This window comes from Flavobacterium subsaxonicum WB 4.1-42 = DSM 21790 (assembly GCF_000422725.1).
Taxonomy (GTDB): Bacteria; Bacteroidota; Bacteroidia; order Flavobacteriales; family Flavobacteriaceae; genus Flavobacterium; species Flavobacterium subsaxonicum.
Map to the genome: position 1 here is coordinate 315,175 of NZ_AUGP01000018.1, position 20,436 is coordinate 335,610.

The 20,436-nt window shown below is 42.8% G+C and carries 15 protein-coding genes and 1 pseudogene; 11 read left to right on the forward strand and 5 right to left on the reverse strand.

Translation table 11 applies throughout. From position 1 onward, the window contains the following. Positions 1 to 243: 243 nt before the first annotated feature. The 6 genes and pseudogenes from argS (G509_RS23830) to G509_RS0107635 all read left to right on the forward strand — a co-directional run. Positions 244 to 741, forward strand: a pseudogene (argS, locus tag G509_RS23830) (arginine--tRNA ligase domain-containing protein); the annotation flags it as partial. 12 nt (positions 742 to 753) lie between these two features. After that, entirely contained in the window at positions 754 to 2,334 is a 1,581-nt protein-coding gene (gene argS, locus G509_RS0107615) for an arginine--tRNA ligase (protein WP_425306987.1), read from the forward strand. A 25-nt stretch (positions 2,335 to 2,359) separates the two neighbouring features. After that, entirely contained in the window at positions 2,360 to 3,997 is a 1,638-nt protein-coding gene (locus G509_RS21660) for a hypothetical protein (protein WP_242604874.1), read from the forward strand. Next, positions 3,987 to 5,420 carry a LysM peptidoglycan-binding domain-containing protein gene (locus G509_RS0107625; RefSeq protein ID WP_026990972.1) on the forward strand — a complete coding sequence of 478 codons (1,434 nt, stop codon included), beginning with the start codon at positions 3,987 to 3,989 and terminating at the stop codon, positions 5,418 to 5,420. The genes G509_RS21660 and G509_RS0107625 overlap by 11 nt, the downstream gene beginning before the upstream one ends. Continuing rightward, entirely contained in the window at positions 5,420 to 7,114 is a 1,695-nt protein-coding gene (locus G509_RS0107630; RefSeq protein WP_026990973.1) for an MBOAT family O-acyltransferase, read from the forward strand. Before G509_RS0107625 ends, G509_RS0107630 begins: the two co-directional genes overlap by 1 nt. A 119-nt stretch (positions 7,115 to 7,233) precedes the next feature. Continuing rightward, positions 7,234 to 8,628, forward strand: a complete 1,395-nt coding sequence (locus G509_RS0107635) for a peptide-N-glycosidase F-related protein (RefSeq protein WP_026990974.1) — start codon at positions 7,234 to 7,236, stop codon at positions 8,626 to 8,628. A 111-nt stretch (positions 8,629 to 8,739) separates the two neighbouring features. Here G509_RS0107635 and G509_RS0107640 read toward each other — a convergent pair whose 3' ends face one another. Genes G509_RS0107640 through G509_RS0107650 form a run of 3 tightly spaced genes read right to left on the reverse strand, consistent with a single transcriptional unit; the run spans position 8,740 to position 12,749 of the window. Next, complete coding sequence (locus G509_RS0107640) at positions 8,740 to 11,286, reverse strand: TonB-dependent receptor plug domain-containing protein (protein WP_026990975.1); 2,547 nt, start codon at positions 11,284 to 11,286, stop codon at positions 8,740 to 8,742. Next, on the reverse strand, positions 11,283 to 12,182 hold the full coding sequence (locus tag G509_RS0107645; RefSeq protein WP_026990976.1) for a FecR family protein: 900 nt from the start codon (positions 12,180 to 12,182) through the stop codon (positions 11,283 to 11,285). Before G509_RS0107645 ends, G509_RS0107640 begins: the two co-directional genes overlap by 4 nt. 45 nt (positions 12,183 to 12,227) lie before the next feature. Beyond that, on the reverse strand, positions 12,228 to 12,749 hold the full coding sequence (locus G509_RS0107650) for an RNA polymerase sigma factor (protein ID WP_026990977.1): 522 nt from the start codon (positions 12,747 to 12,749) through the stop codon (positions 12,228 to 12,230). Positions 12,750 to 12,958: 209 nt separating this feature from the next. Between G509_RS0107650 and G509_RS0107655 the strand changes: the two genes are divergently transcribed. From G509_RS0107655 to G509_RS0107670, 4 genes are all read left to right on the forward strand, one after another. Next, a complete protein-coding gene (locus tag G509_RS0107655; RefSeq protein ID WP_026990978.1) occupies positions 12,959 to 13,435 on the forward strand; it encodes a hypothetical protein in 477 nt (158 codons plus the stop codon). A 228-nt stretch (positions 13,436 to 13,663) separates the two neighbouring features. Then, complete coding sequence (locus G509_RS0107660) at positions 13,664 to 15,043, forward strand: LamG domain-containing protein (protein WP_026990979.1); 1,380 nt, start codon at positions 13,664 to 13,666, stop codon at positions 15,041 to 15,043. Positions 15,044 to 15,763: 720 nt separating this feature from the next. After that, complete coding sequence (gene ffh, locus G509_RS0107665) at positions 15,764 to 17,104, forward strand: signal recognition particle protein (RefSeq protein ID WP_026990980.1); 1,341 nt, start codon at positions 15,764 to 15,766, stop codon at positions 17,102 to 17,104. Between the two features lie 156 nt (positions 17,105 to 17,260). Beyond that, positions 17,261 to 18,145: a bifunctional 5,10-methylenetetrahydrofolate dehydrogenase/5,10-methenyltetrahydrofolate cyclohydrolase gene (locus G509_RS0107670; RefSeq protein ID WP_026990981.1), complete on the forward strand. Its 885-nt coding sequence runs from the start codon at positions 17,261 to 17,263 to the stop codon at positions 18,143 to 18,145. 55 nt (positions 18,146 to 18,200) lie between these two features. Here the strand turns inward: G509_RS0107670 and G509_RS21665 are convergent, their stop codons facing one another. Together G509_RS21665 and G509_RS0107680 are read right to left on the reverse strand one after the other, a co-directional pair. Continuing rightward, positions 18,201 to 18,803: a suppressor of fused domain protein gene (locus G509_RS21665; RefSeq protein WP_051200047.1), complete on the reverse strand. Its 603-nt coding sequence runs from the start codon at positions 18,801 to 18,803 to the stop codon at positions 18,201 to 18,203. Between the two features lie 201 nt (positions 18,804 to 19,004). Continuing rightward, a complete protein-coding gene (locus G509_RS0107680) occupies positions 19,005 to 19,226 on the reverse strand; it encodes a hypothetical protein (protein WP_026990982.1) in 222 nt (73 codons plus the stop codon). 153 nt (positions 19,227 to 19,379) lie between these two features. On the opposite strand from G509_RS0107680, the gene G509_RS0107685 reads away from it, so the two are divergent. Then, positions 19,380 to 20,369 (forward strand): SMP-30/gluconolactonase/LRE family protein, encoded by a 990-nt coding sequence (locus G509_RS0107685; protein ID WP_026990983.1) that lies wholly within the window; start codon positions 19,380 to 19,382, stop codon positions 20,367 to 20,369. The last annotated feature ends 67 nt before the right edge of the window (positions 20,370 to 20,436 follow it).

Sequence of the window (20,436 nt, forward strand, 5' to 3'; positions counted from 1 at the left end):
ATTACGATAAAGTGATTATAGTTTAGACTAAGATGCCGCATTATACCCGTTCATGCTCCCCTCTCCTTCGGAGAGGGGTTGGGGGAGAGGACTATAAGATTACAGTCTGACGCCTCAAACAAGCTTAATCAACCTAAAAATCAACACCTTCCCTATAATTTAATTAACAAATTATTTAAAGTTTTTCCTGTCAACAGGTTGCCGAAATATCGTTATCTTTGCACGCTTTAAAAAATTATACCAATGGCGTTACCTCAAATACTTACCCTTCACGTACAAAAAGCTGTAGAGGCTTTGTTTGGCATATCTGTAGAAAAGATAGAACTGCAGGCTACCCGGAAGGAATTTGAGGGCGATATTACTATGGTAATTTTCCCACTTTTAAAGGTGGTAAAAAGCAACCCGGTAGAGCTGGGCAATAAAATTGGCCAGTACCTGGTAGACAATACCAATATTGTAAGCCGTTACAACGTAGTTTCGGGCTTTTTAAATATTGTTATTGGTGATAACTACTACAAAGACTTTTTTAACGAGATAAAAGCCGATGAGCATTTTGGCACCGTGCAGCCCGTAGAAGGCGGCAAGGCCGTAATGGTAGAATATGCATCGCCAAACACCAATAAGCCACTGCATTTGGGCCACGTGCGCAATGTGCTGCTGGGCTATTCGGTAGCTAATATTGTAAAGGCATCGGGTAAAAAAGTGTATAAAACCCAGGTAGTTAACGACAGGGGCATCCATATATGTAAAAGCATGCTGGCGTGGGAGAAATTCGGTAACGGAGAAACCCCCGATAGCACCGGCCTTAAAGGCGATAAGCTGGTAGGTAAATACTATGTGGCGTTTGAAAATGAATTAAGGAAACAAACTACACCTATTCGCGAAGATCTATTTGCGAATAACTTTAGTAACTATCCGGAGCTTGAATCTAAGGTTTCAACCCTTAATCAGGAAAGGAAGAATTTTGCAGATAAGATAAAGAATGCTGTAGCTGGATTAGAAATTCCTTCTAATGCTAACGGTAAAATAACTGAAGCGTACAAAGCCGGTAAAGAAGGTGTAAACACTTTTAAAAGCATTGTAAAGGCAGTTAAAGATGATAGGTCGGAAGAGGTTTCAGAAAAAGAAATTTCTCAGTTTGAAAAAAACGTAAAGTCTATTATTACGTTAGAAAATAAAGAGTCGGAAAAAGTTTCTGAAATTCTTGAAATAGCAAGGGCACAGACCCCTATAATGAAAGAAGCCCAGGCCATGCTCCTTAAATGGGAGGCAGGCGATGAGGCTGTACGTTCGTTATGGGCTACCATGAACGGCTGGGTATACAAAGGCTTTGAAGAAACCTACACTAATATTGGTGTAGACTTTGATAAAAATTACTACGAGAGCAATACTTATTTATTAGGTAAAGATGTTGTAGAGCAGGGGCTTGCCAGCGGCGTATTCTTTAAAAAAGAAGACGGCTCGGTATGGATAGACCTTACCGAAGACGGCCTCGACGAAAAACTGGTGCTGCGTAAAGACGGTACATCGGTATACATGACCCAGGATATTGGTACCGCCATACAGCGTGTTAAAGATTTTCCGGATGTTGGCGGTATGGTGTACACTGTGGGTAACGAGCAGGATTATCACTTTAAAGTGCTGTTCCTTATCCTTAAAAAGCTTGGTTTCGACTGGGCTGCCAACCTGTACCACCTTTCGTACGGAATGGTCGACCTTCCTTCGGGTAAAATGAAAAGCCGTGAGGGTACCGTGGTAGATGCCGACGACCTGATGGCCGACATGACCGAGACTGCCCAAAAAATTGCCGAAGAACTGGGCAAGCTTGAAGGTTATTCTGTTGAAGAAAAAACCAAACTGTATAACATTATTGGCCTTGGTGCCCTTAAATACTACATACTTAAGGTAGACCCTAAAAAACGCATACTGTTTAACCCCGAAGAATCGGTAGATTTTGCAGGTAACACGGGTCCGTTTATACAATACACCTACGCCAGGATCCAGTCGCTGCTGCGCCGTGCCGATTTTGATATTTCGGTTACGCTTGCTCCGGAGGATATCCAGCTTCACGAAAAAGAAAAAGAGGTTATAAAACTGGTGTCAGAATATCCTGCTGTAATTCAGGATGCTGCCGCAAGCCATAGCCCAGCCCTTATTGCCAACTATGTGTACGAGCTGGTGCGTGCTTACAACTCGTTTTACCAAACCGTACCGGTATTGGGTACTGAGGTGCTAAACGAAAAAATATTCAGGATACAGCTATCTAAAAAAGTGGGCGAAACTATAAAATCGGCGTTTGGGCTGCTGGGTATCGGCGTGCCAGACCGTATGTAATTTTTACACAACAACACACCCTCCCGTGAGCCAGAACAAGCCTTATTTTTTTCAGTCGTTTGCCATAGTGGTGCTTTCTATTGCGGCCTTGTATGGCTTTAAGCAATATTTGCCTGCCAAGATATTTACAGAAACCGGCAGCACCAAAAATGTTGTGGTAGACAGCCTTATGCTCGAAGCATCGGAAGGTGCCGATAGTGCTGTTGCAGAAAAAGACACGCTTTCTAATACTAAAATTTCTTTTCAGGAAACCAACGGTGTAAAATTTCCTGCCGAAACGTTTGAAGATTACAAGGGCTACCAGCACCTTATAGCTTTTTACGAAAAGCTGATGCAGCTGGAAAACACCCAGCAGGGCAACGTGCGCATTGCTTATTTTGGCGACTCGATGACCGATGGCGATATGATTGTTAAAGACCTAAGGTCAAGCCTGCAAAACCGCTTTGGCGGAGAGGGCGTGGGCTTTGTAAATATAACATCAGAGTCGGCTCCATCGCGCAGCACGCTAAGCCACTCGTTTTCGGGCAACTGGAAAACGCAGTCGTACCTTAATGTAAAAAATCCAAGAAAACCCTTTGGCATCAACGGGCATGTGTTTTTTGTAAAGCACGATACCGTAAGCCCGGTTTGGGTAAAATATAAAGCCAGTAAGCTAAACCACCTTTCCAGCCTTAATAACGCTACCCTGTTTTATGGCAGGAGCGGCAACACTAAGGCAAAAATGCAGTTTATTGTTGGGGCCGATACCATTACTAAAAAACTAAGTGCCGGCAACATTTTAAATACGGTACCGGTTAGCGGTGGCGATGTAAAATCGTTCAGGGCTAACTTTATAGCGGCAGATTCTATTCCGTTTTACGGCTTTAATTTTGACGATGGCCGTGGCGTGCACGTAGATAACTTTTCTAACCGCGGTAACTCCGGTTTGCCTATTGCTACCTTCAATACCAATTTAATGAAGGCCTTTAACGAAAAGCTGGGTTACGACCTTATAGTGCTGCATTACGGCACCAACGTGCTTAACTACGGCTCGCTTAACTACAGCTGGTACGAAAAGAAAATGAGCAGGGTAGTGGCGCATTTAAGGGAGTGCTTTCCCGGTGTGGCCATCCTTATTATATCTACTGCCGATAAAAGCAGTAAGTACGGTACCGAGATGAAGACCGACTCTGCTGTGGTACCCCTTACCCTGGCACAAAAACGCTATGCGGTACAGACGGAATCAGGTTATGTAAACCTATACACCCTAATGGGCGGCAATGGCTCTATGGTTAGATGGGTAGACGATGTGCCTGCCTATGCCAATAAAGATTATACCCACTTTAACTTTAGGGGTTCTAAAAAAATATCCGACCTTATTTACAGTCAGTTAAATAACGGTTACGAAAAATACAAAGCGCTGCGTGGCGGTAAGCCATTGCCTAAAGAGCCAAAAAGAGATTCGGTTTTTCAGGTAGCACGGCCTAAACCGGTACAGCCGGTGCCGGTAAGCAAACCTGCAACCGATAGTTTTAAGCTTAAGCCTGCCGCACAACCGGTAAAAAAACCGGCGCAGCCTGCATTTAAGCCTGCCAAACCTACGGTGCCACAGCCTAAAGTAAATCAAAAACCTTTAGAGCCCGTTACGGCGCCCGTAATAAAAGATACTGCCAATGCCCAATAAAGCAATAACCATACTACTACTGTTTTTTGCTTTTTTTAAAGGCACTGCCCAGGTTGTAGACACTACAGATACCTATACTAACGATGTGGTTATAGACACTGTTGCCAACGATAGCATCGAACTCGTGGGTGCCAACGTTATTACCAACACATCATCGCTTAACCTGTTTTTTGAAAAGCTCTATTTAATGGAGCAGCAAAAAGCGGGTAAGATAAATATAGTGCATGTGGGCGACAGCCACATTCAGGCCGACCTGATGACCAACTGCATCCGCAAGCGCCTTCAGGAAAAGTACGGCAACGCCGGGGCGGGGTTTATTTTTCCGCACCAGCTGGCAAAAACCAACGGTACATACAACGTTCGCTTTAAAAGCAACGCTTCGTGGAGTGCCCGCCGTAACATTTTCTCGGTAGAAGAAGGCATGCCCGTAGGCCTTAGCGGTATTGCCCTAAAAACCAGGGAAAATTTTGCCATAGAGCTTGATGTAAGGGATAGCGCCTACCAGTTTAATACCATAAAAGTTATTACACCCAAAAACGCCGCCCTGTTTGATGTAGCCACCAGCTCTAAAACCATAATTTTAGAAAGCAACGTGCCTAAAAAAATAGTGCACCGCATTAAAAGTGGCGAGGTGCTGGGCAGTATTGCCAACAAATACGGTGTAACCATTACACAGCTTAAAAAAGAGAACGGCTTAAAGAACAACAACATCCGCGCGGGTAAAACGTTGAAAATACCTACCACCGAAATGCAAAAGCGCGAGGTAAGGCGATCTGAATTTATTCCGCTTACGCTTAAAGAAGATGCCCTAACGCATTTTTACCATTCGGATAAAGCCTTAGATAAGTTGTACCTGCTATCTAACAAAGAAGAAAAAGAAGTGAACCTAAGTGGCCTGGTGCTCGAAAATGATGCTTACGGTATCTTGTACCACAGCATTGGCGTTAATGGCGCTAAGGCATCAGACTATAATAAATACCCGTTGTTTTTTGAGCAGCTTCCGGCACTAAAGCCAGATCTGGTTATTGTGTCGCTGGGCACTAACGAGTCGTTCGATAAAATGGCGGCGCCCGATTTTATGGCACAGCTTAACCAGTTTATTGCAGGCGTTAAGGCTAAAAACCCCGATTCGTGTATTTTGATCATGACACCGCCACCATCGCTTTTCAGGAGAAAATTCCCCAATACGTTTGCGGCATCGTATGCTAAAGATATACTGGTTCAGGAAACCGATGCCAATTATGCCACCTGGGACCTTTTTACCGAAATGGGCGGCCTGTACAGCGTTACCCGCAATGCAGCCCGCGGGCTTATGAGTGGCGATAAGGTGCACTACAGCAAAGATGGCTACGAAAAACAGGGGAAACTTTTTGCCGAATCGTTTATTAAGGCGTACGATAATTTTAAAACCAACAGGAAGTAATGCAGCTTACAGATTTTTTGCCGCAATTTACAAATGAGAATTTGAGCGAATGGTTTTTATATAATGCCAAAGAGCCTATGCTGTTTAGTACAGTAAAGTTTTTAAGGCTGTTTGTTATATTTTATGCCATTTACATACTTATAAAAGGCAACTTTAAGGCAAGGATATTTTTTACTGCTGCCTTTTCGCTGTACTTTTATTACCTGTGCAGCGAGCGTTATTTTGTGCTGCTCATATTTTCGTCGGTGGTAGATTATACCCTGAGTTACTTTTTGTACCGCGAAACCCGCGACCTCCAAAAAAAAATATACCTGTGGTTCAGCGTTATTGTAAACCTTACATTCCTGGGCTATTTTAAATACACCACTTTTATTTTAGACAGTGCACACTCGCTTTTTGGTATGGATTATACCATTGGCAAAGTACTGCTTCCGGTGGGTATTTCGTTTTATACGTTCCAGTCCATCAGCTACATTATAGAGATCTATCGTAAAGAAATTACCCCGGCTAAAACCTACCTGGATTACCTTTTCTTTGTGTCGTTTTTTCCTCAATTGGTGGCAGGGCCCATTGTTAGGGCAAAAGATTTTATCCCCCAGATATACGCCAAGCTACAGCTTACTAAAGAAGATGTAAATACGGCTTTCTTTCTAATCATAGGCGGGCTTATTAAAAAAACGGTAATATCCGATTATATATCGCTAAACTTTGTAGACCGCGTTTTCGATTCGCCTAACAGTTACACGGCTTTCGAGAATTTAATGGCATCTTACGGCTACACCATCCAGATTTATTGCGACTTTTCGGGCTATAGTGATATGGCCATTGGTATAGCGTTACTACTGGGCTTTAAACTGCCCACCAACTTCCGTACACCTTACAAATCGGCCAGTATAACCGAGTTTTGGAGAAGGTGGCACATATCATTATCTACCTGGCTAAAAGACTTTTTATACATATCGGTAGGGGGTAACAGGCACGGCTCGTTTGCGGGTTTCCTGTTCCCGGCGTTGTTCTTTTTTGGGTTGATTGTCTGGGGCGTTACTGTTGCGCCAACAAGCAATATTCCGTTAATTATAAGCGTAACTGCGCTTGTGGTGTTTTCGCTAACGTTTTTACTTTCTAAAAACAGGGAGCGTACTATGTTTACTAACGTAAACCTGTTAACCACCATGTTGCTGGGCGGGTTATGGCACGGCGCCGGACTTAAGTTTATCGTTTGGGGTGCCCTGCACGGCATAGCCCTGGCGGTACATAAAATATGGGCAGAATTCTTCCCTTCAAAAAATGAGGGCAAACAAGGTCTTGCAGGCTTTGGTGCTTCGATATGGAAATACATTTCCATTTTCCTTACGTTCCATTTTGTAACATTCTGCTGGATATTTTTCAGGGCGCAGGATAAGGTTAACCACCAGGATTTTGATTTTGCACTGCAAATAATCAATAATATAAGCAATGTAACTTTCGATCCGGAACAATGGCAAACCATTATAATGGGCTATAAAAACGTATTTATACTTATGGGTATAGGCTACGTTTGGCACTTTTTGCCACAAGGCTTTTCAGATGGGTTAAAACAAACCTTCCTGAGCCTGCCATTGTTGCTTAAGGCTATTATACTTGGCTTTGTGTTTTGGCTGGTATATGCAACGGCATCGGCAGGGCCACAGCCGTTTATATATTTTCAGTTTTAAATGTAACTTTTTAAGCATAATTAGTGTTTTTGTTTAAATCTCCATTTATAATGGGGGTGGCGTGCTGTTTTTATTGAAATATTTTCAGTAAATTGCCGCCTTTAAAAAACAACTAACTTATGAAAAAAACACTACTACTTTTTTCGCTATGTGCTTCTATGTTTAGTTATAAAGCTGCTGCGCAGGAGCCTTATACGCTAAACCTGTTTAACCAGGCTGTGTATTACGGCATGTACGAAGGCACAGTAGACGAGCCGTTACCGGAAGGTGCAATTCGCCACAGTAACTCGTCTTACGGTAAAAAGCTTACAGCAGAGCAGATAGCTTCTTTTGGTAACACACTTACCATGACGGTTACATTAAACCCATTATGCGATAACTACGACAGGATAGGTAAAGTTAACCTTGTGCTTGTACCGGCAGGTGCAACATCTTACGCGTATAACGATACCAATATTACCCGTATGGAAATTGGGCGTTTTATTACCCCGTTTATGGATATGAATGTTACAGATCCTAACGCGGTGCCTTACGTTTACAACGTAGATAACCTTACCCAGATTTTTCATGATGCAACCATTAATACTGAGTACGACTTTTGGGTAGAGCTTGAAGTTTACGGTTACCAGGGTGGTCCTGGCCAGGGTGGTGCAGCGGTAGAAATACCGGGTTGTGCTGGCAGGAACGATGTTTACATGGGGTCGTTAGATTTTACATCTACTACAAATCCGGACCTTGTATTAGGCGAAAATCATTTTGTACCGCTTATTAGCAACTACGAATTAAAAAAATACGCCTACCCAACCAATACAGATGTTGAAGGCGAAACTACTAAAACAGTTACCTTTACTTTAGATGAGGCTGTGCCTAACGCTAAATTTTACCTTATAACGTCTAACCACGGTTCTAACAGTGGTGGCGAAGAGTATGTTAGAAGATGGCATTATGTGTACCTGGATGGGGTACAGGTAAGCAGCTACAGGCCGGGTGGTGTTTCTTGTGTGCCATACAGCGTTTACAATACACAGCCAAACTGTATCTATTTGCTTTGCAACGGTACAAGTGCCCCAAGGCCGGATACTAACTCTGCATGGAGCTGGAATAACTGGTGCCCGGGCGATAAAATTCCGATAAGGGAAATTGCACTTGGCGATCTTGAAGCAGGAGAACACAGCTTTAAAATAGATGTTCCTGCGGCTACATTTACAGATGATCAGGGGTATTTCCCAATGTCTGTTTATTTCCAGGGCTATACCGAAGTTAACTTATCTACAAAACAGTTAGACGTTGTTAACTTTAGCATTGCACCAAACCCGGTTACCGATGTAGCTACTATAACTACAACTGCCGGACAGGAAGTAAAATCGGTTGCTGTAATTAACACGTTAGGCCAAACCGTTTGGACCGGTACGTCTGATAAAGTAGACCTATCTTCTTTACAAAGTGGTATTTATGTTGTAAATGTTGCATTTACAAACAACCAGACTGCTACTAAAAAAGTGGTTAAAAACTAAGTAATTAGTTTTCATACATACAAAAATCCGCCCACTGTGGCGGATTTTTTTGCGTTATACTGAATCGTTTTTGTTTGAGAAGTAATGCTTTAAATACAGCCTTTTTGCTATCTAAAAACTAAACTTTATAAGGGCATTTGGGGTGCGCTCTAAAGAGTAGGTGTTTACTACCTCTACACCATCGTTAGTGTTATTTATACGGTAGTAACGGTTAATGATATTTTGCCTGTTAAAGATGTTTTGCACTGCTACACCCACCTGCATACTTATCTTTCTGGGTAGTTGCCATGTGTAGGAAGCCGAGAAATTTACCTGGAAAAAATTATTGATGTTCTCTGAATTTGGATACGGGTAAACAATAGAGGCTGTGCCCACATTGTTGTAGGTTGGCGTGTTGATAAGCGGGGGTGTATAAGGCCTGCCGGTAAACCATTTAGAGCCCAGTGCCATTTTTAGGTTATCCCACTCGTAAATAACGGCGGTATTAACGGTATGGCTCAGCTCAAAACTACTGGGGAATTTATAGGGCTCTACGCCATCAAACCTGTAATTGTTGTTGTTCCAGGTATAGCTAAGCCATGCATAAAAATCGTGGAATTGCTTTTGTATCAAAAACTCGGTGCCGTATACGGTGTAGTTGCCTTTTGCCTGGGTTAGCTCCAGCTGATCCTGAAAAGCCTGCCCAAAAGTGGTAATGCCATCTACCTTTTTATAAAAGTTATCTAACGTTACAAGCCAGCGCCTGCTTTTAAAGGTAGCACCAACAGAGGCCTGGCTGCTTTTTTGTACCGGCAAATCGTTATCGTTAGCCAGTACCCAACGGCGTTTTTCAATCCCTAAAAAATCAGCCTGTAGCGCTACAATTTGCGATGCCGTCTGGCTTTTTCTTTCGGCTAAAGCCTCCAGTTTAAAACTGTTGTTAAGCTGGTAATTTACAAGAAGTCGCGGCTCTGCATACAGCATGGCAAACTGCTCAATGTAATTTATGCGCAGGCCGCCACGGGCATACAGGCGGCTCTCTGCAGGCGAGTATTCCATTTCGCCAATAACGGCATGGCTACGTAATACTTCTTTAACGTTGCGGCTGTAGTCGGGCTGGTTAACACGATCGTTATTCTCGGTGCCAATTTCGTTATACTGATAACCGCTGTGCAGGGTAAACTTTGGGCTTAGCTTAAGGTTATCGCTAAACCGCAGGCCGGCATCCAGTATCCTGTTTTGCTGCTCTATAGTCTGGTTGTTTTCTATAGAGGCATTTTTACCATCTACATTATAATACGATGCATACAGGCTCGCTTCGCTGCTGTGGCCTTTGCTCCACTGCGTGCGCCATGCTACGGTCCCACCAAGGGTAAGCTGGTTTAGCGTGCTTATTTGGGTAACCACATTGGTAGCGGTAATGGTGCCCTGCGTAAAATCGAGGGTATTGCTAATGCCAATAACATCGGCATACAAATCGTGCTTTGTGCCTATTTTTTGATGGTATTGGGTGGTAAAATCGTAAAAGTAAAATTCTTTATCGCTTTTATAATTTACATCGGTACTGTTGCTAAGGCTGGTAACAATGGTATTCTGAAAAATACGCTTAGAGTATTTGCTGTAGGTAGGAAAATCGAGTACATCGGTAAAAGACCGCCTGGCCGATACCTCAAAATTAGCTTTTTCAGATGCTTTTATTTTGGTGTAAAAGTCGGCGCTGATCATATTGGTACCTATACTGGTACTGCCGGTGCCAATGTCTTTAGGGCGGGAGGATATGTCTACCGCGCTCGATACGCTTTCGCCATAAAAAGCGGATGTTCCGTTTTTGGAGATTTTAATATCGTGTGCCAAATTAGGGCTTAACGCCGATATCAATCCAAAAAAATGACCGGTCTGGAACAAGCGGATACCATTCCACATAAATAGGTTCTGGTCGTGCGTGCCACCTCTTACATTAATGTTGCTAACGGTTTCGTCTATGCTATTAATGCCGGGCAGCTGTTGCATGGCCTGTAGTACATCGGGCTCTATAAGGCCGGGCAATATGCCGAATTTGCGGGGCTTAATGGCATAAGTGCCATCTTTTTGTTTTGATATACCTGTGGCAATATACCGCTCTGTAACCACCTCCTGCAATTGCACGGGGCTAAGTTTAAGGATAATTTCAAGGCAATCGTCGTCTGGGGTGTAGTTTGGTTTTACAATAATAGCTTCATAGCCCATGTGGGTTACATATACATCATCTTTAAAACCCGCCGGAAGCTCAAAAAAACCGTCAGATGCGGTTACTAATCTCCTGTCGCCATTGTACTGAATAACAGCATTGTCTATAGGCTGGCCAACTTCGTCTACAACATAAGCGCAGCCATGCCGGTCTTTGGGTTTAATAAGGGTGGTGTAAACGCTAATGTAGCGCTCATTTTCTTTAAAGTAGAGCAGGGTGCGGTTGGTAAGATAAACCAGTTTTGCCTTTAGCGGAAGTTTAGGGTCGGGCGGAAAAATAGAGTGGCCCACCACATCATTCTCGGCATAGCTAAACTTAACGTTATGCTGCGCTTCTATGGCCACCATTATTTTTTTTAACTCAATACTTTTCAGCTCGTCCTGCCCAAACATGTTGGGGACGATAAAAAAAAAGAATACTGTTAATAAAAAATGCCGGGTTCCAAAGGTCATTCAGCCGTTAATATGATTTTTTTGCCGTCTTTGCTGGCTTTTAAATGATACGAAGTCTGGATAAGGTCCAGCGCCTGGTCCAGGTTGTTCATAGGCAATGTGCCGCTGTATGGGCTATCCGATGCTGTACTTTTTAGCACTATAGTAGTGTTGTACTGGCGTTCAATTTCTTTAATAACATGCGGCAGGCTCTCTTTAGAGAACGATGCCTCGTAGGTTAGCCATCCCGGTGCGTCTCCCTCTTCGTTAGGTACATCCAGGTTAGTTCCGTTTTGGTAGGCAACAGACTGGCCCGGTGTAAGCAATACCGTATTATTGTTGCTGGTAACCTTAACCTTGCCCTCAAAGCAGGTAACATCTAAGCGGCCATCTCTGGCTTTAACATTAAACTGGGTGCCCACTACCGTAACTGTACCGCCTGGGGTAACCACATCAAACTTTTCGCCTTTAGCTACTTTAAAATACGCCTCGCCGTTAAGTTCTACCTTGCGGTTGCCGGCCCAGTTCCACTCCCTAAATTCGGCCTCAGAACCCGAGTTTAAAACTACTTCAGAGTTATCGGGTAAACTAAACGTTGCCCTTTGCCCGTTGGCAGCCAATTGGGTGGTGGTATGTGTGGTGTAAAAAAAGTACGTAACACCAAGTGCCATAACCAGCATTGCGGCAATGCGCGGCAGCCACGGGTTTAGCTTTCTAACTTTGGTGGTATTGCTATATTTACGCTGTTCTATTTTTTGATAAAGAGAATCCATATCTGCCTGCGGCACTGTTAGCTGCGCCGAGAATTCTTTTATTTTGCTGTAGGTGCTGTACTCCGGTAATAGCATGAACTCCTTCATTTCTGCATCGCTCATCTCGTTGTTCAGCCACCTTGCTAACGTAACATCATCTTTCATTGTAACCTGTTTTGTGTAACTATAACAGTTATATTTTAAAATACCCTACCTAATGTTGTCTATTTGTTTTCTAAGTTCCTGTAGCGCACCATGTATGCGCTTTTCTACCGCCTTAATGCTAATGCCCAGTATCTCTGCAATTTCGTGGTATTTTTTACCATCTATGCGGTGCAGCAAAAAAGCGCTGCGCTGGGCTTCGCTAAGGCCGGCAATGGCGTTTTGCAGTTTTACTTTAAACTGCTCTTCCTCCATTAAAAACTCAGGGTCCTGGCCATCGGTATGGTTGTGTACGTTTTTTTTAGAATATTCCAGCACCACCTTTTGGTGGGCAATCTGGTTTAGGGTAGTGTTGTTGGCCACCGTATATAAAAACGATTTGGCTTTCTCTGGCGGCACATTGGCGCAATTTTCCCATAGCTTTATAAAAGCCTCCTGGGTTACATCTTCGGCCTGCTCTTCGTTACCAAATTTATAATACAGGTAGTTGCGCAGGGTCCTGGCATGGCCCTTGAAAAAATTAGCGAAAGTAAGTTCTTCGCAAATGCCTGTGGTGGAATCTTTTTTCATTTTGGCTTATAAAAACGGCTGTTAAATTATAAATTTTTTCGATTGCAAACTGCCAATGCCGTTTTTATTTTGAAAATCGAAATTTAGGTACCGTAAATAATAGGTGAGGGATGGCGAATCCTAAATCATAAGTTAGCGTTACTCAATTGTAAAGGTTATATCAAAAAAATGCTATTATTTTGCAGTAACAACTAACACTTATATATAGTATGAAAAAACTAACCTTAGTAATGGCGGCAATGGTTTGCCTGGTAGGCGCATCATGCTCGGATGACGATAGCAAGTCTACAAACAATAACAACGCTGCCGATGTGGCTGCAGTAATTACAACGGCAACATCGGGCACGTGGAAAATTACATCGTTTTTAGAAGACACTAACGATGAAACCAACCACTTTACCGGCTACAATTTTACCTTTGGCACTAACGGAAGCCTTACGGCAACTAATGGTACCAACAACTATGCAGGGTCGTGGTCTGTTACTGATAGCAATAGCAGCAGCGACGATGACGACAGCAGCAATAGTAACGATATTGATTTTAATATAAATTTTACCACTCCCGCCGATTTCGAAGAGCTTAGCGACGATTGGGATATTTTAGAACGTACTGCTACTAAAATAAAATTAGTAGATGTTAGCGGCGGCAACGGCGGTACGGACTACCTTACTTTCGAAAAAAATTAACCTTATTAAGGTAGGGTATTTTAATGTTGAGCTGTTTTATTACCGCAAAACACCAGAATTTTATCCCTTGCTATGGGGATTATAATATTTTGAAAAAGAAAACCAATTAGTTTTTGTTTAAGGCCGACCCTTTCCCCGGGGCCGGCTTTTTTTATGAAAAAAGTTAGGGGCGGGGTAGGGTATTTTAATCGGCGGCTGTTATTAGTGCATCAATCATCAAATCGATACGTGAGAAACTTTTTTAAAATAGGCCTTGTTGCTTTGCTAAGTGCAGCTGCTTTTGCTGTTTCGTGCCAGGAAGATTCGATTACCGAAAACAACGAAGATGCCCTGGGGCCAACATCACAGCTTACTGCCATACTAACAGCACTTACCGCAAACGAGACTACTACCATAAATGCCATAGACAGTACTGCATGTTTTAATATAAAGTTACCGGTACAGGTTGTTGCCAATGGCCAGCAGATTACTGTTGCCACAGAAAATGATTATGCCACAGTAGCAGCTGTTTTTAATCAAAGCAGCACAGATGTTGATAATTTATCATACAGCTATCCTATTACGGTAGTGTTTGCCAATTATGCCGAGGTTGCTATTAACAGCGAGGCAAATTATAATAGTATAGTAAATGGTTGCAATTACAACCTGCAATATATAAATAGTGCCTGTGTTGCCATAAATTATCCGGTAACGGTATTTGGGTATAATAGCGGTTTCCAAATGGAAAATACCTATACTATTACAACGGATGCCGAACTGTACAACATGCTGCTTAACCTTGGGGTTAACGAGTATTATTCGGTTAGCTACCCTGTTGAGTTAACAGTAGGAGGTCAGCAAACCGTAACCGTTAACAGCAATGCCGAACTTGAAGATGCTATAGTAGCTGCGGTTAGCAACTGTGTGGTTACCCCACAGGAGCCGGAACCCGTTGGGTGCCAAAACCCGGGTGTGCTGGTAGATGGGCTTGTTGTTTACATGCCGTTCTCTAATAATGTAAACGACCTGAAAGGAAGTGCTGTTGTAGCTTTAAACGATACCACTTTTGTGGCCGACAGATATAACAATGCAAGGTGTGCCATAGCGTTTAACGGCAGCCAGTCGTTACAAATAGCGGGCAGCACTGCCAACGCACTTGTAAATGGCGATAATGTTAGTATAAGCCTTTGGTTTAAAATGCAAAATACAGAGGTAGGCAACCTTGAGCACCTGTTTACAAAAGGCAGTGGCGGTGCAGGAGGGTTTAACCTTTCGGTTTACGATGGCAATACACCCTTGTTTGGTGTGGCAGAGCCTAACTTATACAACCAGTTGTGGGATATGAACTGGAACCAGGACCTTAACCTGTGGCAGGACACCACCAACTGGCACCACCTTGTTATAACACTTAACGCCAATTTTGAGGCTAAGCTATACCGCGATGGTGTGTTGCAAAATACAGAAGCTTTTGTAAATGCCGGTATTGGCACTACAGCACTGGATTATTTTATTGGGCAGGACTTTACAGGCTTTTTAGACGACCTTAGGGTGTACAAAAAAGTGCTTACCGCAACAGAGGTGCAAACCCTCTATGAGCTGGAAGGCGACTGCAATACGTGTTTAGAATAGTTGTGTTTTTTTTAAATATTCAAGTTTTTTCCAAGAAACCGGCCCTTTCCCAGGCCGGTTTTATTTTTTTTTATTTTTTAACGCAACCTTTTTAATATGTTGCCGACTATAGATAAACAGGGCTGCAAAGCCGTGTGGTTTGCATCAAAAATTAGATGCATTTAGCGTTTGGATAGTTGTGTTTTTTTAAATATTCAAGTTTTTTTTCTATGAGAACCGGTTCTTTCCACCGCCGGTTCTCATTTTAAAACACCGGGGCGTGCAAATTTTTAAAACAGTGTCGTTAATTTTTTAAGGGCATTCTGTAAGTAAATTCTATTGTCTAAAAGTTGCCGGTGTTGTTGTAACAGGTTTTAAATAAGTGCTTTAGAGTTATTAAATCATTGTTTCTAAAGCGTATACGATAATGTGTGTTAATTAATTTTTTCTTACAAGAATTCCGGCTAATCTTCAGGCCGGTTTTTTTTTGCGCTTTTTTGTGTTAAAATCCTTTTTTTACGTAGGGTTTATGTTAAATTGCATGTTTAATATATAAACGGGTAAGCCGGAAACGTATAAATAACCAACAATTATCTTACAATCCGATACGGCCTTTTTTTATAGTATTATATAGGTTTAAATCAGCTCCTTAACCGGGGCTGATTTTTTTATGTACCTAACCCTCTAACTTCAAAATCAAATTCTTAAATTTGCACCTCTACAAAAAAGAAACCATAAATTATGTTTGATAATTTAAGCGATAAATTAGACAAGGCGTTCCACGTTCTTAAAGGGCACGGAAAGATTACCGATGTAAACGTTGCAGACACTCTTAAAGAGGTGCGCCGTGCGCTACTTGATGCCGACGTTAACTTTAAGATAGCTAAAGACTTTACTACCCGCGTTAGGGATAAAGCCCTTGGCGAAAACGTACTTACAACCCTGCAGCCCGGCCAGTTAATGGTTAAGATCGTTAAAGACGAACTTACAGAGCTTATGGGGGGCGATGCTGCCGGTATAAACCTAAGCGGCAACCCAACGGTAATACTAATGTCAGGTCTACAGGGTTCGGGTAAAACCACGTTCTCGGGTAAGCTTGCCAATTACCTTAAAACTAAAAAGAACAAAAAGCCATTATTGGTAGCGTGTGATATTTACCGCCCGGCGGCTATTAACCAGCTACACGTTGTGGGTGGCCAGATAGGCGTAGAGGTATATAGCGAAGAAGGCAACCGCAACCCGGTAGAAATTGCCCAGAACGCTATTAAGCATGCTAAAGCCAACGGCTTTAATGTGGTTATTGTAGATACCGCAGGCCGTCTTGCTGTCGATGAGGAGATGATGAACGAGATAGCTAACGTGCACAAGGCCATTGAGCCGCACGAAACGCTTTTTGTTGTAGATGCCATGACGGGCCAGGATGCCGTTAATACTGCAAAAGCGTTTAACGACAGGCTTAATTTTGATGGTGTTATACTTACTAAATTAGATGGCGATACCCGTGGTGGTGCCGCTATTACTATAAAATCGGTTGTAAACAAGCCAATTAAGTTTGTGGGTACGGGCGAAAAGATGGAGGCTATAGATGTTTTCTATCCGGCACGTATGGCAGAGCGTATTCTTGGTATGGGCGACGTTGTATCGTTAGTAGAACGTGCACAGGAGCAGTACGACGAAGAAGAGGCACGCAAACTTCAAAAGAAAATTGCCAAGAACGAATTTGGTTTTGATGATTTTCTTAGCCAGATCCAGCAGGTTAAAAAAATGGGTAACATGAAAGACCTTGTTGGCATGATACCCGGTGCCGGTAAAGCTTTAAAAGATGTAGAGATAGAAGATGATGCCTTTAAGCACATCGAAGCTATAATCCACTCGATGACGCCTGTAGAGCGAAGTAAACCGGCCGTGCTTGATGCTAAGCGTAAAACCAGGATTGCCAAAGGCAGCGGAACGTCTATCCAGCAGGTTAACCAGTTGCTTAAGCAGTTTGACCAGATGAGCAAAATGATGAAGATGATGCAGGGCGGCGCAGGCAAAAACCTTATGAGGATGATGGGCGGCATGAAAGGGATGAAACCTTAATTTTAGTTTTATTTGTTTAAGGTTTCAGGTTTCAAGTTTGCTTATTCTGTTCCTTAACCATTTATAACTAATAGTTTATAATATAAAACTACTAATACTGAGTTTTGCGTACTTGGGGCAACCTGAAACCTGAAACTTTAAACCTGAAACGAACAAATGCAATTATTAGACGGAAAAAAAGTCTCGGAAGACATTAAAGTCGAACTTGCCGAGGTTGTAAATAAAATGAAAGCCAATGGCGAAAAGGTACCTCACCTGGCTGCTGTTATTGTGGGTAACGATGGCGCAAGCCTTACCTACGTGGGCAGTAAAGTAAAAGCCTGCGAGCGTGTAGGTTTTGAGAGTACCCTTATAAAGCTGCCAAGCACCATATCTGAGCTGGAGCTGCTTCAAAAAATTGAAGAGCTAAACCAAAACGACGATATTGATGGTTTTATAGTACAGCTGCCGTTGCCTAAGCAAATAGACGAGCAAAAAGTACTAATGGCCATAGACCCAAGTAAAGATGTGGATGGTTTCCATCCGGAGAACTTTGGTAAAATGGCTTTGGATATGACTACGTTTATACCCGCTACACCGTTTGGTATTTTAGAGCTCTTAGAGCGCTATAATGTAGAAACTGCCGGTAAGCATACCGTAGTAATAGGCCGCAGCCACATTGTGGGCCGCCCAATGAGCATCCTTATGGGGCGCAAGGGTTTCCCGGGCAATAGTACTGTTACGCTAACGCACAGCCACACAAAAAACATAAGCCAGATAACCACACAGGCCGATATTATTATTACCGCCCTTGGTGTACCCAACTACCTTAAAGCCGAAATGGTTAAAGATGATGTTGTGGTAATAGACGTGGGTATTACCCGTGTTGCCGATGACACTACCGAAAAAGGCTACCGTATTACAGGCGATGTTGATTTTGAGAACGTAAGCAAAAAAGCATCATTCATTACCCCGGTTCCCGGTGGTGTTGGCCCAATGACAATTGCCATGCTTCTTAAAAACACGCTTCTTGCCCGCGAAATGAGAAAAGCTAAGCTATAAGCTGAGTTTCGATATAAATACAAATCCCGACTGTGAAAGCAGTCGGGATTTTTTATTACAGGCTTATGTGTTTTCTGTTTACGTTGTAGTTGTCAAAATTGGGATGGTGCCAAAATTTTTCTAATCCCATTTTCTCGTATGCATCGAGTTCATCCGCATACATAGGGTACAAACCCACTATATTTATTTTATAATCAGCTCCAATGTCTATGTTTGAATAATCTTCTTTATTGAGTGTGCTGGGCGCAAAAATAAAAAAGGCATCCATTTCAGAGTCGTCGCTAATTTTCTCTCCAAAATTAATATTTTGTCCATATTTAAATGGGCAGTCACCTCTAAGCCTATTCGCTATGTAGGCGCTAATCCTCTCCCATGAAGGGTTTAAAGACGCCACAGATACGCAAAGTTCCGGCCTTCCGAATTTCCATTCAGGGTGTTGTGCCAGTGATAATCCGTATGTAAATGCTGTTGTGTAACCCTGTTCAGGAATATCCTTATATACAATAGAAGCCACTCCCGGCAAGCCATTACTTAGGCTTTCTTCCATATAATAAAGAGGTTCTTTTTTAAAAATACTATTTAAATGTTTTAAATAGCGTGCAGCTAATTCTCCTTTATCTTCAGGCTTTTTCTTTCCTCCAAAGTTAAATAGTCCCATATCTACATCACAATATTGTTATGCTAATATAGTAAAAAAAAGTCTTTCTGCCAATGCGATTTTCCTCATTAATGCCAGTGCAATACAGTTGTAGAGACGTTGCATTGCAACGTCTGCCAATATATATTAGACGTTGCAATGTAACGTCTCTACATAAAAAAACCTCCCCAAAGGAAGGCTTCATTCAAAAATATAGTATTGTTAATCGTTATCAATTTTATAACCCAGTTTAACCATGTTTTCTATGGTAAGGGTAAAAGCCTTTTTATTAATACCAAGGGGTAGCTTGGGCTTAAGGCGGGCAACTTCGGTTTTAGAGTCGGCGTCATACGTGTAGGCATCAACCTGGTAGCGCACGTTTTCGGTGGGGTTGTAAATAGTGTTGCCGGCTTCAATATCGGTATCTTTTGTAATCTTTATCATTGTATAAAGGTATCGTAAATAATTGAAATATAGTAAGATAATTAGCGGTAGTTGCCTGTGGGCTTAGTGCTTTCTTAGGCTATCGTTAAAAAAGGGCGCGCTTTTGGGTAAAATGGCTAACTTTCGGCTTCCAAAAAATCTATCCAAATTCCAATGAAAAAACTTGCATTCCTAATTACCCTAATTACCATGACAGCCAGCGCCCAAAAAGTATATCCTACCATAGGCAAAACAGAAAGTTATGATGCCTCTTTTGCCAAAATTGTTTCGGCCGATGCCAAAATAGAAGTCCTTGCCACCGGCATTATCTGGGCCGAGGGGCCAACCTGGGTTGAAAACGGCAGCTACCTGCTTTTTAGCGATGCCCCGCAAAACACTATTTTTAAATGGGAACCTAAAGGCGGGCTAACCGTATTCCTGAAACCATCAGGCTATACCGGCCTGGGCCAGTACAGCGACGAACCCGGCAGTAACGGACTCCTGATTAATAAAGACGGCGAACTCGTGGCCTGCGAGCATGGCGACCGCCGCATTACCAAAATGAACCTAACCCTTGGCGGGAAGGTTACCCTGGCCGATAACTGGAAGGGCAAACGCTTTAGCTCGCCTAACGATATTTGCCAGCACAGCAACGGCACCTACTTTTTTACCGATCCGCCATACGGGCTGCCCGGCCGCGAGGGCGATACTGCCAACAGACAAATTAAAGAAGAGGGTGTGTATAGCATTACGCCGGCGGGTAAAGTAACCCAAGTGGTAAGCAATTTATTACGCCCTAACGGCGTTGCGCTTTCGCCAGATGAAAAGACGTTGTATGTAAGCCAGTCTAACGGTGCTACGCCTTATATTAACGCCTACGCAGTTAAAGCCGATGGCACACTGGGTAAAGGCACGGTGTTTTTCGACTTCAGTAAATCGGGCGTTACACAAATTAGTAAGGCTGCCGCCGATGGCATGAAGGTAGATGCACAGGGCAATATTTACGCCGGTGCCGCTAATGGCATTGTGGTAATATCGCCGCAGGGCAAAGCGCTGGGCCGTATAGAAACCGGTGTGGCTACCTCTAACTGCGCCTTTGGCGCCGATGGCTACTTATATATTACGGCCCATAACTATTTGTGCCGCATAAAACTCAATAAATAAAATAAGTAAAACCCTAAAATACAAAACCCCCGAAGCGCTACTCTTCGGGGGTTTACTTTTGGTGCCT